Origin of the sequence: Marinilactibacillus sp. 15R (genome assembly GCF_001895285.1) — a bacterium.
GTDB lineage: Bacteria > Bacillota > Bacilli > Lactobacillales > Carnobacteriaceae_A > Marinilactibacillus > Marinilactibacillus piezotolerans.
In genome coordinates this window covers 1,998,511-2,014,349 of the sequence record NZ_CP017761.1, presented here as the reverse complement: position 1 = coordinate 2,014,349, position 15,839 = coordinate 1,998,511, and the positions used below count along the sequence as shown (strand labels likewise).

At 33.6% G+C, this 15,839-nt stretch carries 11 protein-coding genes; 8 read left to right on the top strand and 3 right to left on the bottom strand.

The genetic code is table 11. The features are described 5' to 3' along the window. Positions 1–113 precede the first annotated feature (113 nt). The 5 genes from BKP56_RS09980 to addA all read left to right on the top strand — a co-directional run bounded on the left by BKP56_RS09980 (position 114) and on the right by addA (position 10,745). Positions 114–815: a tRNA (adenine(22)-N(1))-methyltransferase gene (locus tag BKP56_RS09980; protein WP_072694937.1), complete on the top strand. Its 702-nt coding sequence runs from the start codon at positions 114–116 to the stop codon at positions 813–815. Next, positions 812–1,930, top strand: a complete 1,119-nt coding sequence (locus BKP56_RS09975; RefSeq protein WP_072694936.1) for a Nif3-like dinuclear metal center hexameric protein — start codon at positions 812–814, stop codon at positions 1,928–1,930. The genes BKP56_RS09980 and BKP56_RS09975 overlap by 4 nt, the downstream gene beginning before the upstream one ends. A gap of 72 nt (positions 1,931–2,002) precedes the next feature. Then, positions 2,003–3,232, top strand: coding sequence for a peptidase T (gene pepT, locus BKP56_RS09970; RefSeq protein WP_072694935.1), 1,230 nt, complete (start codon positions 2,003–2,005; stop codon positions 3,230–3,232). Between the two features lie 92 nt (positions 3,233–3,324). Then, entirely contained in the window at positions 3,325–6,945 is a 3,621-nt protein-coding gene (locus tag BKP56_RS09965; RefSeq protein ID WP_072694934.1) for a PD-(D/E)XK nuclease family protein, read from the top strand. After that, positions 6,942–10,745: a helicase-exonuclease AddAB subunit AddA gene (gene addA / locus BKP56_RS09960; RefSeq protein WP_072694933.1), complete on the top strand. Its 3,804-nt coding sequence runs from the start codon at positions 6,942–6,944 to the stop codon at positions 10,743–10,745. Before BKP56_RS09965 ends, addA begins: the two co-directional genes overlap by 4 nt. A 59-nt stretch (positions 10,746–10,804) precedes the next feature. On the opposite strand, the gene BKP56_RS09955 is transcribed toward addA, so the two are convergent. Genes BKP56_RS09955 through BKP56_RS09945 form a run of 3 tightly spaced genes read right to left on the bottom strand, consistent with a single transcriptional unit; the run spans position 10,805 to position 13,578 of the window. Further along, positions 10,805–12,037, bottom strand: coding sequence for a putative glycoside hydrolase (locus BKP56_RS09955; protein ID WP_072694932.1), 1,233 nt, complete (start codon positions 12,035–12,037; stop codon positions 10,805–10,807). Further along, positions 12,034–12,921 (bottom strand): polysaccharide deacetylase family protein, encoded by an 888-nt coding sequence (locus tag BKP56_RS09950; protein WP_072694931.1) that lies wholly within the window; start codon positions 12,919–12,921, stop codon positions 12,034–12,036. The genes BKP56_RS09955 and BKP56_RS09950 overlap by 4 nt, the downstream gene beginning before the upstream one ends. A 12-nt stretch (positions 12,922–12,933) precedes the next feature. After that, complete coding sequence (locus tag BKP56_RS09945) at positions 12,934–13,578, bottom strand: YkyA family protein (protein ID WP_072694930.1); 645 nt, start codon at positions 13,576–13,578, stop codon at positions 12,934–12,936. Positions 13,579–13,806: 228 nt separating this feature from the next. Between BKP56_RS09945 and lspA the strand changes: the two genes are divergently transcribed. The 3 genes from lspA to pyrR are packed head-to-tail and all read left to right on the top strand — an operon-like array spanning position 13,807 to position 15,773. Beyond that, on the top strand, positions 13,807–14,283 hold the full coding sequence (gene lspA, locus BKP56_RS09940; protein ID WP_072694929.1) for a signal peptidase II: 477 nt from the start codon (positions 13,807–13,809) through the stop codon (positions 14,281–14,283). Further along, complete coding sequence (locus BKP56_RS09935; RefSeq protein WP_072694928.1) at positions 14,283–15,188, top strand: RluA family pseudouridine synthase; 906 nt, start codon at positions 14,283–14,285, stop codon at positions 15,186–15,188. Before lspA ends, BKP56_RS09935 begins: the two co-directional genes overlap by 1 nt. A 33-nt stretch (positions 15,189–15,221) precedes the next feature. Next, complete coding sequence (gene pyrR, locus BKP56_RS09930; protein ID WP_072694927.1) at positions 15,222–15,773, top strand: bifunctional pyr operon transcriptional regulator/uracil phosphoribosyltransferase PyrR; 552 nt, start codon at positions 15,222–15,224, stop codon at positions 15,771–15,773. The last annotated feature ends 66 nt before the right edge of the window (positions 15,774–15,839 follow it).

Below are 15,839 nucleotides of genomic sequence, written 5' to 3'. Positions count from 1 at the left end.
CAGGACCTGCAGAAGAGAATTCTCTTCTGTGGGTCTTTTATTACATATTTCCTTTTATTCTGCTAGTGGAAGCTGTTAAAATGAGAAATATAAGAATTAAGAAGAGGTGCAGGATGGAATCGATACAATTATCTAAAAGACTAGAACAAGTAGCGGCATACATACAACCCGGAGCAAGATTAGCTGACATTGGTTCTGATCATGCTTATTTACCTTGTGCACTGGCTCAGAAAAAGTTAATTAACTGGGCAGTGGCTGGTGAAGTAGTAAAAGGTCCCTACAATAAAGCAAAAAAAGAAGTTTCGTATAGAAAACTTGAAAATAAAATTGAAGTTAGATTGGGAGACGGTTTGGAAGTCATTCACTCAGATGATAGAATCGATACAGTTACCATTTGCGGGATGGGTGGTACTCTGATTCGCGATATTTTACAGCGAGGAGTAAATAATGAAGTACTTTCCAGAAAAGAAAAACTGATTCTACAGCCAAATGTAGGCGAAAAGACACTCCGAACTTTCTTGATGAATAATCAGTACAAAATCATAAACGAGGAAATTTTAGAAGAAAACGATAAAATCTATGAGATCATTGTAGCGATTCCAACTGATGAAACTATTCAATATAGTGAACTAGAATTAACTTTTGGACCTGTTTTACTTATGAATTCTTCTTCGATATTCAAGCTGAAATGGACTCGTGAGTTAGAAAAACTCTTTTATATTAAAGAAGAACTAAAAAAGTCTAAAGAAGTGAATTCAATTAAATTAAACAGGTTAGATCAGGAAATTGATCAAATCACGGAGATGATAAAATGACCCAAGTAAAAGTTAAAGATATTATTCAACGAATCGAGCAGTTTGCACCTCCATATCTAGCTGAAGAATGGGATCCTATTGGCCTTTCTTTTGGTACATTAGATAAAGTAGTTAATAAGCTCATGATTGCTCTTGATGTTGATGCCGATACAATTCAGGAAGCTCAGGAATTAGGAGTTGATCTAATTTTTACTCATCATCCTGCTATTTTCAAACCATTAAAGTCATTGAATACTGAGAATCCCCGCAGGAGTGAATATATTGATTTAATTAAATCAGATATAGCTGTTTTTTCTGCTCACACGAATATAGACGCTGCTGACTTCGGTATGAGTGACTGGTTAGCTGATGCTATAGGTCTTCCAAAAGACAGAGAAATAGTTTTTCCAACTTACCGTGAAGGTTATAAAAAATTAGCTGTATATGTTCCTGAAAAAGATGTTGAAAAAGTTAGAAGAGCATTACATCTTGCTGGAGCTGGTGAAGTAGGAGACTATCAAGATGTTTCATATAGTATTAAAGGACAAGGCAGATTCACTCCGCAAAAAGGGTCAGATCCTACTGTTGGAAAGATAGGAAAAGAAGAGATCGTCAATGAAGTTCGTATTGAAGTGATGTTCCCTCGTCAGTTAACGACAAATGTAATAAATGCAGTACAAACCGCCCATCCCTATGAAGAACCTGTTTATGATCTTTATACTCTTGAAAACGAAAATAAAGTTTATGGTTATGGAAGAATCGCTGCCTTTGAAATTACAACTGAAGAGATGTTGACAAAAGTTACGTCCGAACTTGAACTTAATGGTCTGAAGTATGCAAGTAAAAATCCGAAAAAATTGCACAAAAAAGTGGCTATATTTGGAGGAGCGGGTTCTGACTATTATTTCGATGCAAAACAAAAAGGTGCCACACTTTTTATTACTGGGGACGTTTCTTATCATAATGCACAGGATATGTTAAGAGATGGGGTTGATGTTATCGATGCTGGTCATTATATCGAATCAGTTTTCGTTTCAGAAATGCACCAGATCATTAATAACTGGAAGATAGAAGAAAATTGGGATCTTAAAATTTACCCTTCCAAAAAGCAAAAAGATGTATTTAATTTTAAATAATATCAGGAAATGACTGACTTTTTAGTGTAAAATAAAAGAATCAATATAGTAAACAGAAAAGGAAGGACCAATATGTATACAAACTTAGTAGATCGTTTTATAAAATATGCAAAAATTAATACTCGTTCAGACGAGTCAAGTACTATGGTTCCATCAACTCAATCACAAATAGATTTTGCAAATATATTAATGGCAGATTTAAAAGAAATCGGATTAAGTGATATTGAGTATAATGATAAAAATGGATATGTAACAGCGACTCTTCCTTCTAATATGGATCAGGAAGTTCCAACAGTTGGATTTATTGCTCATATGGATACAGCTGATTTTAATGCTGAAAATATTAATCCGCAAGTACATGAAAATTATGATGGTAAAGAAATCATCTTAAATAAAGATCAGAACATTATTTTATCTCCAGAAGATTTTCCAAATATGAAAAATTATATTGGCCAAACGCTTATTACTACTGATGGAACTACACTTTTAGGATCAGATGATAAATCAGGAATAGTAGAAGTGATTAGTGCTGTAGAATATTTACTTGCAAATCCAGAAATTAAACATGGAGACGTTAGAATTGCTGTTGGACCAGATGAAGAAATTGGTATTGGGGCGGATCGCTTCGATGTAGAACATTTTAACGCAGAATTTGCATACACTGTCGATGGTGGTCCTATTGGTGAACTGGAATATGAGAGTTTTAATGCCGCTTCTGCAAACATAACAATTCAAGGTAAAAATGTTCATCCAGGTACTGCTAAAAATACAATGGTCAACGCATTAAAATTAGCCATTGAACTTGATTCAATGCTGCCTGAAAATGAAGTACCCGAAAAAACAGAAGACAGAGAAGGTTTTTATCATTTATTAGGCATTAATGGAACGGTTGAAGAAGCAAGTATGGGATATATTATTCGTGATCATAGTCGAGAGAAATTCAATGAGAAAAAGGAAATGATCCAATCAATTGCAAAACAGATTAATAATCGATTTGATCAGGATCGAATCAAAGTTGAAGTAAAAGATCAGTACTACAATATGAGAGAAGTTATTGAAAAAGATATGCGCTCAGTAGAAATTGCAGATGAAGCAATGCGCAATGTTAATATTGAGCCTGATATCAAACCAATTAGAGGCGGAACTGATGGATCTAAGATCTCTTTCATGGGACTTCCAACACCAAACTTATTCGCTGGCGGAGAAAATTTCCATGGTCGTTACGAATTCGTTGCTGTTGAAAGTATGGTTAAAGCTACTGATGTTATTGTAGAAATCATTATGCTAACCAGCAAAAAATAAGAACTTCTTTAAAAAGATAGATACTAGAGAATAGAGTATCTATCTTTTTAGCTTTTATAGCTTTTTATTATCTAGTAGAGAGGAGTTTTGATTTGAGTTTACAATTTGTAATCGGACGAGCATATACGGATAAAGAATCTGAATTGATTCGCGAGATGAAGCAAACGATGGATACAGATCCAACTGCCCAAGTCTTTTATCTAGTTCCTGATCACATTAAATTTGAAACGGAAATCAAGGTGCTTGAATTTTTGAAAAGCGAACGAGAAATAAAGACTGATTATACAGGCATGATTACTCTTCAAGTATTTAGTATCAGCCGTCTGGCTTGGTATTATCTGCAAAATTCAGCAATTTATAACCAAACTCAATTAACTGAAACCGGATTATCTATGCTGATAAGGAAATTATTAAAAGAAAACGAAGAAAATCTGACTATATTTCGTGGCGAAAGTATGCAGCAGGGTTTTGTTGAAAAACTGACTACACTATTTATGGAAATGAGAAATGGCCGAATCACTTCAGATGATTTAGAAAACTTCTTTACACCGGAACAAATAGAAAACCATTCAGGTAATGATTTTATACAGAAAATTGCGGATATAAATTTATTATTTCAAGCTTTTAATGATAATCTGATTGGTCAATATATTGAAAAAGAAGATATTATAAGATCGTTGATTGAAGAAATCAAAAACAGAGATATGTCTAATACGAAGATTTACATTAATCATTACCAGAGCTTTTCAGCCCAAGAACAAGAACTGATTATTGAACTGATCCGTGCATGCAAACAAGTAACGGTCTCATTGGTGTTGGATCAGAAATTTGCTGTACAACCTCCTGAATTGACACATTTATTCTATGAAACAGGAATGACTTACTATCGTCTTTATCAAAATGCACTAGAAGAAAATCTTCCTGTTTTAAATGATATTATCTTAAAGGAACCAAGTAATACAAGGTGTGCTGAGCTGAATCATTTAGATAATTATTGGGTGGAAAGTTCGATCGGTTCTACGATCGGAACTTCTAGTAAAACCAGTTTGAATATGAATGAGTGTATAGAAATATGGGCAGCTGAAAACAAACAAGCCGAAGTAATGCATATAGCTAATTCAATTCGACGTATGGTTGCTTTTGAAGGATATCGCTTTAAAGATATTATGTTGATGAGTCGCTCTATTGATGAATACAAGACTGTAATAGAACCGGTTTTCAAGGAAAGTGAACTTTCTTTATTTATTGATGAACCTGACTCAATGTCTGGACATCCTTTAGTTGAATTTGTTCAAAGTCTTTTCTTGATTGCAAAAAGACATTGGCGCTATGAAGATGTTATGCGTTTTTTAAGAACAGAGTTGTTTATTCCACAGAAAGTTGATGCTGTACCTAAAGAAGAAAGTCTTAGAATAGATTATTATAAAAAAGCAAACATCGACTGGAGATATAAAGTCGATTTAACCGAAAATGTAATTTTGGCCTACGGTTATGAAGGTAGTGACTGGACAACAGACCAAGAATGGATATATGCACGTTATCAACTAGAAGAAGTAGAGGCACAATTAGACGCAGATAAGCAGATTCAAGCTATTTCAAATCAGGTCAGACAAACCGTAAGAAATATACTGCTTCCTTTCTTCAAAAAGATACAAAAAGCAAAGTCTAATCAGGATGTTGCCCGATTACTATATCAATTTATTGTGAATAATGGAATAGATAAACAAATTGCTTATTGGCGTGATCAAGCTATAGCAGCAGGAGATCTTGTCGAGGCAAGAAAACACGAACAAGTCTGGGAAACTTTCATTGGACTTTTAGATGAGTTTGTAGATGTGCTTGGAAATGATGAGTGGGATATGGATTCTTTTTTAACGATTATGGAAACAGGGTTTGAACAAGCAACTTATAGTATTGTTCCACCAAGTCTTGATCAAATAATGTTTACAAATTTTGATAAAATTCGTGTAAATACAAAAAAGGTTGTTTTTATTTTAGGAATGACTGACAATAGTTTACCATTAAATCGAGAGAACGAATCTGTACTGACGGATGAAGACCGAGAAACGTTACAAGGTGATCTTCCAATTGATAAATTTCTGGCACCTTCTTCGCAATCCATATTAGCTGCTGAACCATTAGCTGCTTATATGGCTTTCAGTAATGCATCAAATAAACTGATTTTCAGTTATCCGGTTCAACAAGACGGAACAACAGATAATCGAATAAGCCCATATATCCAGAGAATATCAGATCATTTAATGATTCAGGTTCAAAAAAAGCTTGCAGATAGTCATCTGGTTCTAGATGAAACGATTGAAACAAATTTATCTTTTATAGGTTCCAGAAAGCAAACCATTGGTCAACTAGTAACTGTTTTGAGAGAAGGGATAGATCGAGATACCCTGCCTAATATGTTCTGGTTGTTGCTCTATAATAAAATGAGAGATTACGATAATTTATTTGAGAATCGTGTTTTTTACAGTCTGGAACATAAGAATATACCGGTTCCTTTACCTCCGGAACTTGCTGAAAATCTATATGGTAAAGACCTTTATTTATCTGTATCTCAGTTAGAAAGTTTTTATTTAGATCCGTACAGTCATTTTCTTCAATATGGTTTGAAATTAAGAGAAAGGGCCATTCAGGAGCTTACACCAATGGAAACCGGTAATTTTTATCATGATGCTCTTGATAGTATTTTCAAAACGATTATTGAAAGAGATATCCGGTTAGAAGAGTTGAATGATAAAAATCTGTCTCTATTGACTGATGAGGTATTAGAAAAGTTGTATGATAAGAATCAGTTTAGACTCTTGTCTATGTCTAACCGAATGAAATTTATCCGAAATCAATTAAGTAAAACTGTAAAAAAAATGATGTGGGCAATAAGCAATCATAATAGACGCAGTAAATTGACTCCTCAAAAATCAGAAGTTTTATTTGGTAGAATTGGTACTGCAAATGGCATACCTGGTTTATCTTTTCCTATGAAAAATGGCGGTAAACTTCATGTCCGAGGAAAAATTGACCGTTTAGATACTATGGAAATCAATGAGCAACTTTATCTGAGTATAGTTGACTACAAATCCAGTCAACATAATTTTAAATTTGATGAATTATATTATGGATTAATGATGCAGATGATTACCTATTTAGATACAGCGATCGAATTCTCTCCAGAATTATTTGGCAAAAAAGCTAAACCAGCTGGAGCTTTTTATGCTCAGGTCCAAAATCCATACGTTAGGCCAAAGAAAAGAAATCCTGAAGACTGGATGTTAGAACTACTTAAAGAATTTAAACTAACAGGACTAGCCATCAACGATGATACAGTTTTGAGCAATCTGGATTTATCACTAGAAGCTGGTAATCATTCTTTAATTTATCCTATTAATCAATTAAAAAGTGGATTGTTAAAAGGGCGAGGATTAATGACTGCAGAAGAGTTAGAGATTTTATTTCAGCATAATCGAAAACTGATCACAGATGCTGGTAATAAAATATTGTCAGGTGCAAATGAATTACAGCCTTTTATGGAAAAAAGGAGATTTACACCTTCTGTTGCAGGACCTTATAAAGCAATCTCCCAATTTGATGTTTTACTTGATGAAAACAATTATCGTCATTTTGAAACAATATCTGATAAACCTAGTTTAATTGAAAAAATTTCTAAAAAACTGATTCTGCCTGGAGAGGAGGAATATAAATGAATCGAATACCTGAGAAACCTAAAGATAGCCTGTATACTGAAAGTCAATGGAGATCAATTCACGATGACGGGAAAAATCTTTTGATATCCGCATCTGCTGGTTCAGGAAAAACGACCGTTCTCGTTCAACGCGTTATTGAAAAAATTAAAAAAGGTATTGGTGTGGATGAACTACTAGTCGTTACGTATACAAATGCTGCCGCTAGAGAGATGAAAGAACGAATACAAAGAGCCATCCAGAAAGAAATAAATCAAACAAAAGATTCGGCATTAAGGCGACATTTAGTTCAACAGTTACCTTTACTAAACCAAGCAAATATTTCAACACTCCATTCATTTTGTCTAAAGGTGATTAGACGTTTCTATTATTTGATTGATTTAGATCCTGTATTTCGACTATTAACAGATGAGACTGAAAATATCTTGATGAAAGAAGAAGTTTGGAATGACTTAAGAGAGAAATTGTATGGAGAAGAGGACTCCATGTTTCAAATTTTAGCTGAAACCTATTCTAATGATCGTACTGATGATGGTCTAACTGAACTGATATTTTCATTATATAATTTTTCCAGATCAAATCCGGACCCTGATCGATGGTTATCTGATTTAACTAAATTATATACTATTCCTGATGGTCAGCTATCAGATAGTGAACTTTATAAGAAATTAGCAAAACCGCAAATGTTACAAATTATTGATAACTTTATTGAACTCAATGGAAATGCTCTTTCAATCGGTTACCAAGACAGTGAATTGGAGAAATTAATTAATATTTTAGAGGACGAAAGTGTTCACTTTAAATTAATAAGAGGTTACATTACTGAAGATAGGCTCGAAGATGCTTTCAAAGCCATACAGTCATTTAAGTTTAAGACTTGGAGTGCTCCGAGGAAGAAAACTACCCCTGATGATATAAAAGCAGCAGCAAGCGAGATGAAAAATTTTAGAGACCAAGCTAAATCAGCTTACCTTAGGCTTCAGGAAGAATACTTTAATATGTCTATAGAAAGTCAAGTTGAACTTATCCAATCTGTTAAAGTTTTGGTAAAAGAGATGTCAAGAGTTACTAAATTATTCTCTCAAGCCTTTCAGGAGCATAAATACGAAAGACGCCTTCTTGATTTCAATGATTTAGAGCATATGACCTATGAAATTTTAACACAAAAAGTTCAGGGAAAACTTGTTCCATCAGAAGCGTCTAATTACTACCGAGACTGTTTTAAAGAAGTTATGGTAGATGAGTATCAAGATATCAATTTTCTACAGGAAAGTATCTTAAAATGGCTCACACATGATTATACTGAAGAAGGAAACCAATTTATGGTCGGAGATGTCAAACAGTCTATCTATGCTTTCCGTTTGGCTGATCCTGATTTATTTATCGACAAATACGAACGCTATGCTTCTGGAATAGAAGGCGAGCGAATTATTTTAGCAGAGAATTTCAGATCCAATGCGCATGTACTTGATTTTACCAATTATATTTTTTCTCAATTGATGGATAAAGAAGTGGGCAATCTTTCTTATGATAATTCGGCACGTTTAGTACAAGGGTATAAAGATTTCCCGGCAGACTTACAGTGTGAAACAGAAATTTTGATATATGAAAAAGAGACACAAGAAGAGACGGAATTAACCGAACAATCTGACTTTGAAGATTCATCTGAAACATTTCAAATTGATTCTAAAACTGAAGGCGAATTGCTGATGGTTGGAGAAAAAATTCTTGAGCTAAAGAACAACGGTTTTGAGATTTTTGATAAAAAGCTGAATCAGACTAGACCGATTCAGTTTGGTGATATTGTTTTGCTGACACCTACTAAAAAAAATAATATTGTCATTCAAGATGTATTTAACAAACAATTAGATATCCCAACTGCAATTAAAGATACACAGAATTATTTTAGAACGACCGAAATTAGTATCATGATGTCTTTACTGAATGTTATTGACAATCCATGGCAGGATATTCCATTAGCTGCTGTACTAAGGTCTCCCATAGTTGGACTCAACGAGATTGAATTAACCAAAATCAGATTGATGAATGCCACTTCTAGCTACTATGAATCTTTACTGGAATTTGTTGAGCAAGAAGAAATAGATCCAAGTAATAGACGTTTACAGCTCAAATTGAATGAATTTTTGGATATGCTTGAACGTTGGAGAGAATTAGCTAGACGCCAAGCAATCGTCAAGCTCATTTGGACTATTTATGAAGATACTGGCTTTTTATATTATGTAGGCGGAATGAGTTCAGGAAAACAACGAAAAGCAAATCTTCATGCTTTATATGAACGAGCAGCTTCTTATGAGAAAACTAGTTTTAAAGGATTGTTCCAATTTATTCGTTTTATTGAGAAAATGCAGAAAAAAGATAAAGATCTTGCAGAACCTTCTGTTATTAGTAGTGGAGAGGATTCTGTCAGAGTAATGACAATCCATGCTAGTAAAGGATTGGAGTTTCCAGTCGTGTTTATTTTAGATATGACCAAGAAATTTAATCAGACAGATCTTAAAAAGTCCTATATATTTGATGAAAAATTTGGTGTAGGTGCTGAATATAAAGAAATTTCTGAATCTGCTGATTTTCAAAATGGGAAATTCACAACACTACCTGAAAAAGTATTGAAAACACATAAAAAGAATAAACTTTTATCAGAAGAAATGCGCGTTTTATATGTTGCTCTAACTCGCGCAGAACAGAAACTATTTTTAGTTGGTTCCTATAAAGATAAGGAAACAGCTTTAAGAGAATGGGGAACAGTTACGGGTCATAATAATTCTGTTTTACCAGCTGATATCAGGTTACAATCTTCAAGTTATATGAGTTGGATAGGGCTTGCTTTAGCACGTCACCATTCATTGGATTACGACAGCTGGCTTACAAATTCAAATAAAGAAATTACCAACCATCCAGTAAGGTTCACTCTATCATTTTTTAATCATGCAGATTTGGAAGCAAATTTACTAAAGCTGCAAAGTAAAGAGAAAACAATGTGGTATAAAAAGTTTAAAACCAAAAAGTTGCAGTTGAATGAAGATGCTCAAACCAAACAAGCAGTTGTGAAAGCAGTAGATCTGATTAATATGTCTTATACTCATCAAGTTGCTACGATGACGACAAGTTATCAATCTGTATCAGAAATTAAGAGGTTGTTTGAAGAGCCTAATGATGGACAAATGATGAAAATAGATGTAACAAATCCTAGAAAGCCAAATAGATATGTTGAAGATCAGTTGGAAAGACCTTCATTTATATCCGAAGTTCTTAAACCAACAGCACCTGAAATTGGTCAAGCTACTCATTTAGTGTTGCAATCTTTAGACTTGTCCGAATATCCAACAGAATCATCAATAGAAAAACATATAGAAAACCTCGTGAAAAAAGAAGTTCTTACTAAAGAAATGGCGGCTTTAATCAGAATCGATCAGCTAGTTCGCTATTTTAAGACAGATTTCGGGCACAAAGTCATTAAATCAGCAAACCAAACAAAAAGAGAAGTTCCATTTTCTTTAATTTTGGAAGCAAGAGAATTATTTTTAGATATGGAGAATGAAAAAGATCACATTTTGATTCACGGTATTGTCGATGGATATATAGAAGAAGATGATGGGATAGTCCTTTTTGATTACAAAACTGATCAGTTAAGTCGGTATAAAGATCCAGCAAAAACTATGCTTGAAAAATACAGTGGTCAGTTAAGACTTTATAGAAAAGCATTGGAATCTATTTTGAAAAGACCGGTTAAAGAAACTTATCTGATTTTATTAGATACAACAGAAATTTTATCTATTGCATAAAAAAACGTAGAGCTCAGAGAAGAAATTAATCTTCTAAGCTCTACGTTTTCCTTTTTTATTTAATCAAAACTATATTGAACATCTTCAGAATATACATTTCCAGCATTCCACAGCAGGAATTCATTTATTCCATGTTCATTCAATGCACGAATCTGATCTTGAACTTCTTCAGCGCCATACTGCTTGTAATAACCAGAACCAAGGTAAGAAGCCGTAAAGTCCTGTAACCATGGTCTTGAAGTTGGAGCCTTATCACCTAATTGTTCAAAAATATCATTTTCATATTCCATATAATTATCTACAACTTTATACGGTTCCAAGTCTGGGCGATCTATACCTAAAGAACCAACTCCCCAATGACTAGGGTAGATCATTGAAGAAATAGCATCTACATTCTCTGCGATACGAGAGAAATTCTGACCAATGCCTGGTGTTTCCTCTAGAGTTGCAGCATAACCAAAGATATCTACGGAAACATCTACATCATACGATTGTAGTTCTTGTCTAGCATATGCAACAAAGTCAGTTACTGCTTCAACCCGTTGTTTTGTATTATTCAAATCACTTTCCGCATAATCGCCTCGAGAATAAGTCAATTCTTCATCTCGATTTTCAAATCCTTCAGGAAAGCGAACATAGTCAAATTGAATGTCTTTGAATCCTAATTTTGCGGCCTGTTTAGCTACTTCAACATTATATTCCCAGACTTCTTTTTCAAAAGGATTAACAAAACTTTCATTACCACCATTTTGCCAAACCTCTCCGTTTTCATCGGTGAATGATAGATCTGGGCGATCGTTTGCTAATTTAGTATCTTTAAAGACCACAATTCGGGCGATAGGGTAAATATCATTTTCTTCCATAGTATTCATAAACTCTTCAGGATCTACAACGTTTTGGGTAGACTGATTGATTAATTCATTATCTGATCCAAGTGGCATCATCATATTTCCATTATCATCTTTCACATCTACTACCATTGAATTTAATTCCGTTTCATTTAACATTTTAACTAAGCTATCCATTTTAGAGCCGCCAGCAGAGTAGCCTGTTACGAAAATCCCTTTAACTCCATCTTCTGGATAGTCAATATCAACACCGCTGTCATATTTGAATTGACTAGGGAATTCTTCAGGAACAGATAGAATTGGTTCTTGAGAAAGTGTTAAAAATTTTGTTTCTCCTTCTTTAGGCTGATCAGAATTTTCATCTGCAAGAACAGTTGAAGGGGCTAAGGAAACTAAAGTAATTAAACTTGAAGTTCCTATGATAATTTTCTTTTTCAAATTCATAATTCAAAATCCTCACTTTCATTGTTTACTGATTTAATAAGGGCAGGATCAATTATTTCATAATCCTTCTCACGTAAGCCTGTAACAATATCAGGCGTAGCTTCCATTGTCCATTGTCGATCATGCATTAATAAATTAGATCCCGATACCAACAAATTGGTATTAAGCATGATATCCGTAAGTGCATCTGCATCTTGATATTCTGCATTCCAGTCATATCCATAAGTCCAATTCATTAATTCCATACCTTGTTCATGAGCTAGTTCAGTTGAATAATCAGTATTTGAACCAAATGGCGCTCGGAAAAATCGAGGTCGTTCACCAGTAGCTTCTTCTACTAAATCACTGGTTTTAACGATTTCATCATATTGTTCTTCTTCGCTGATATCTGGTAGACTGGCGTGTGTCTGACTATGATTTCCAATTTCAAATCCCATATCATAGATTTTTCTGATTGTTTCTTTTCCTTCATCATCTTCAAGGTACATACCATTAACAAAGAAAATAGCTCTTGCATCTAGGTCGACTAAAGATTCCGCAATCTCAAGTGCATGTTGATCAGGAGCATCATCATATGTAAGCAAAGCAATTTTTTTATTTGCTTGTGTACCTTCAATTGGATTAATATATGCATAATTTTCAGTATTTACTTGGTATTGAAATTCAATTTGCTCATTTTCCTCTTCAGTGATATCTGAACCATCTTCGTTTATTTCCGGTTCTTCTGATTCTACTTCATTTTCTTCAGTCGTCGTTTCATCGTTTTTAGTTTTTGAATCAACAGCAGCTTGTTCATTTTCAGTAGTAGGTGTATTTTCATCATTTCCGCAAGCAGACAAGAGTAGGACAGAGGTGAACAAAAAAGCATATTTTGATTTATTCATAAGTTATTCTCCTTATTCATTTTCAGTAAGTGCTGTTTCAATCATTTCTTGTGCTTCTGTAATATGTGTATCTAAAGTAACTAATGTCTCATCTAAAATAACTAAGTCTTCTTGAATACTTGTTTGTTGTTCATTTATTGTATTAATACCATCTGAAAAAGTATCATAATTTGCTTCTTCGCTGCCGATAGAAGTAAAGTATTCCTCTTGTGAGGTGAGTGAAGCATCATAATCGGTTGTAAATCCTTGAAGTTGAGATGAAAATTCATCAATTTTACTGTTTAAACCATCGAGTTCTTCACCTGATAAACTTTCGCCTTCATAAGAAGCTAAAATTTCTTCTTGCTCTTCAAATTGTTCATTTAGACTATTAATTGAATCTAAATGTTCTCTTCTCGATTCAATATTTTGAAAAACAACAGCAGAACCATCTGAGAAAGTTGTCAACTCTTCATCTGATTTAAGTGTTTCATCAAATGCATCTTGAAGCATTGTTTCTTCCTCGGTTAATGCATTTAATTCTGTGATAATATCATCATGAATCTGATCGATTTCATTGACTGATGTCTCCATCTCTTCAATATTTTCTCCATCACAGCTTGCTAGAAGAAACGCCGAGAGACCAAGATTCGCTAGAATATATTTTTTCTTTATCATTACAAAGATCTCCTTTAAATAAAATAATACAAGTCTATATGCTTATAAAAGTGTTACCAAAAGAGTATAACAAAAATATACATCAGTTAAAAAGGAAATGAATAATATTTTAGCAGGTTCTACTAAAAAACTTAGAAGTATTAAAGAATGAAAATGGTTATAAGTATGTTTTTCACACTCAAAATAAGGTACAATTAAGAGGTATCTTATTTAAGAAAAGAGGTCAACATGGTTATTTATTATATTATTGCAGCGATCTTTATCTGTATTGATCAGCTCGTAAAATACTTAACGGTTCAAAACATACCCTTACGTGAAACAGTAGAAGTCATTCCAAATGTCTTATCACTTACCTATCATCAAAATACTGGGGCAGCTTGGAGTATTTTAGAGGGACAAATGTGGTTTTTCTATATTGTCACACTAATTGTCGTTGGAGTAATTCTATATTATTTGCACACTCAAGGACGTCAGAGTAAGTTGTTTTCAACAGCTTTATCTTTTTTATTGGCTGGTGCAGTTGGAAATTTGATAGACAGATTATTTCATCAGTTCGTAGTAGATATGTTCCAACTTGAATTTATTCAGTTTCCAATTTTTAATGTTGCAGATTCAGCTTTAACTATTGGTGTAGCACTGATGATTCTTTACTTGATTATCGATGAAATCAAATTATACAAACAAAAGAAAGCAGCTGATAAGTAATGAAGGATCACTATACATTTTCAAATGAAGGAATAAACGAACGTATTGATAAGTTTATAACTGAGAAAGTAACAGATGCTTCTCGTTCACAAATTCAAAGTTTAATTAAAGAAGGGCACATAACTGTCAATGGCTCTTCAGTTAAATCCAATTACAAAGTACAATCAGAAGATATAATCGAAGTCAATATACCCGAGCCCGAAGTTATAGATGCAAAACCTGAAGATATAAGCATTGAAATTATTTATGAAGATCAAGATGTCTTGGTTGTCAACAAACCTCAAGGTATGGTAGTTCATCCATCTATTGGTCATAGTTCTGGTACACTTGTTAACGCTTTGTTGTATCATATAAAAGACTTGTCTGGAATAAACGGGAAAATTCGACCTGGAATAGTGCATAGAATTGATAAAGATACTTCAGGGTTATTAATGATAGCAAAAAATGATGTTGCGCATGAAAAATTATCTGAACAGTTAAAAGAAAAAAAAGCACAGAGAGAATATATTGCTTTAGTCCACGGTTTAATTCATCATGATAAAGGCACGATTGATGCCCCTATTGGAAGAGATTCTAGTAATAGAAAAAAATATGCAGTTGTCGATAACGGCAAACCCTCTGTAACTCATTTTGAAGTTATTGAAAGATTCAACAAATATACTTTAATAAAGTTAATTCTTGAAACAGGTCGAACTCATCAAATTAGGGTCCATATGGATTATATCGAACATCCTTTGGCTGGTGATCCAATTTACGGACCTAGAAAAACAATTAAGGGAAATGGGCAGTTTTTGCATGCTGAAACTTTAGGTTTTACACACCCGACTACGGGGAAAGAAATGAAGTTCTCATCTCCAATACCAGAAATTTTTCAAGAAACACTTGAGATTTTAAGGAAACAATAATGCCTATTATATTTATTAAGGAGGTTATCTTAATTGGCTACAACTGTTACCGTTTTAGATGAAATTGCTATGCAGAGAGCTTTAACTCGGATTTCTTATGAAATCATTGAGCGCAATAAAGGGATTGATCATTTAATTTTGGCAGGAATTAAAACACGTGGAATACACATTGCCAATCGAATTGCAGAACGTATCGAGCAAATTGAAGGAAAGATGATTCCAGTTGGAGAATTGGATATTACTTTATATCGAGATGATCGTCATTTTCCTGATGAAGTTGGAAATCCTGAAGTTAAAGGACAAAATTTTTCTGTCTCAGTAGAAAATAAGGTCGTTATATTAGTTGATGATGTTATCTTTACTGGTCGAACAATTAGAGCAGCAATGGATGCTGTAATTGATCTTGGAAGACCTAAAAAAATCCTTGTTGCCTCATTGATTGATAGAGGACATCGTGAAATTCCAATTAAAGCAGATTTTATTGGGAAAAATATTCCAACTTCAATGAAAGAACAGGTTAAAGTATCTGTTATAGAAGTGGACCATAAAAATGCTGTAGAAATTATCAAAACTGAAGAAATCTAAAAAAACATGCCTATCTTCAACTTGTACACTACAAAAGTGATAAGAGGGGATAGGCATGTTTTAAGC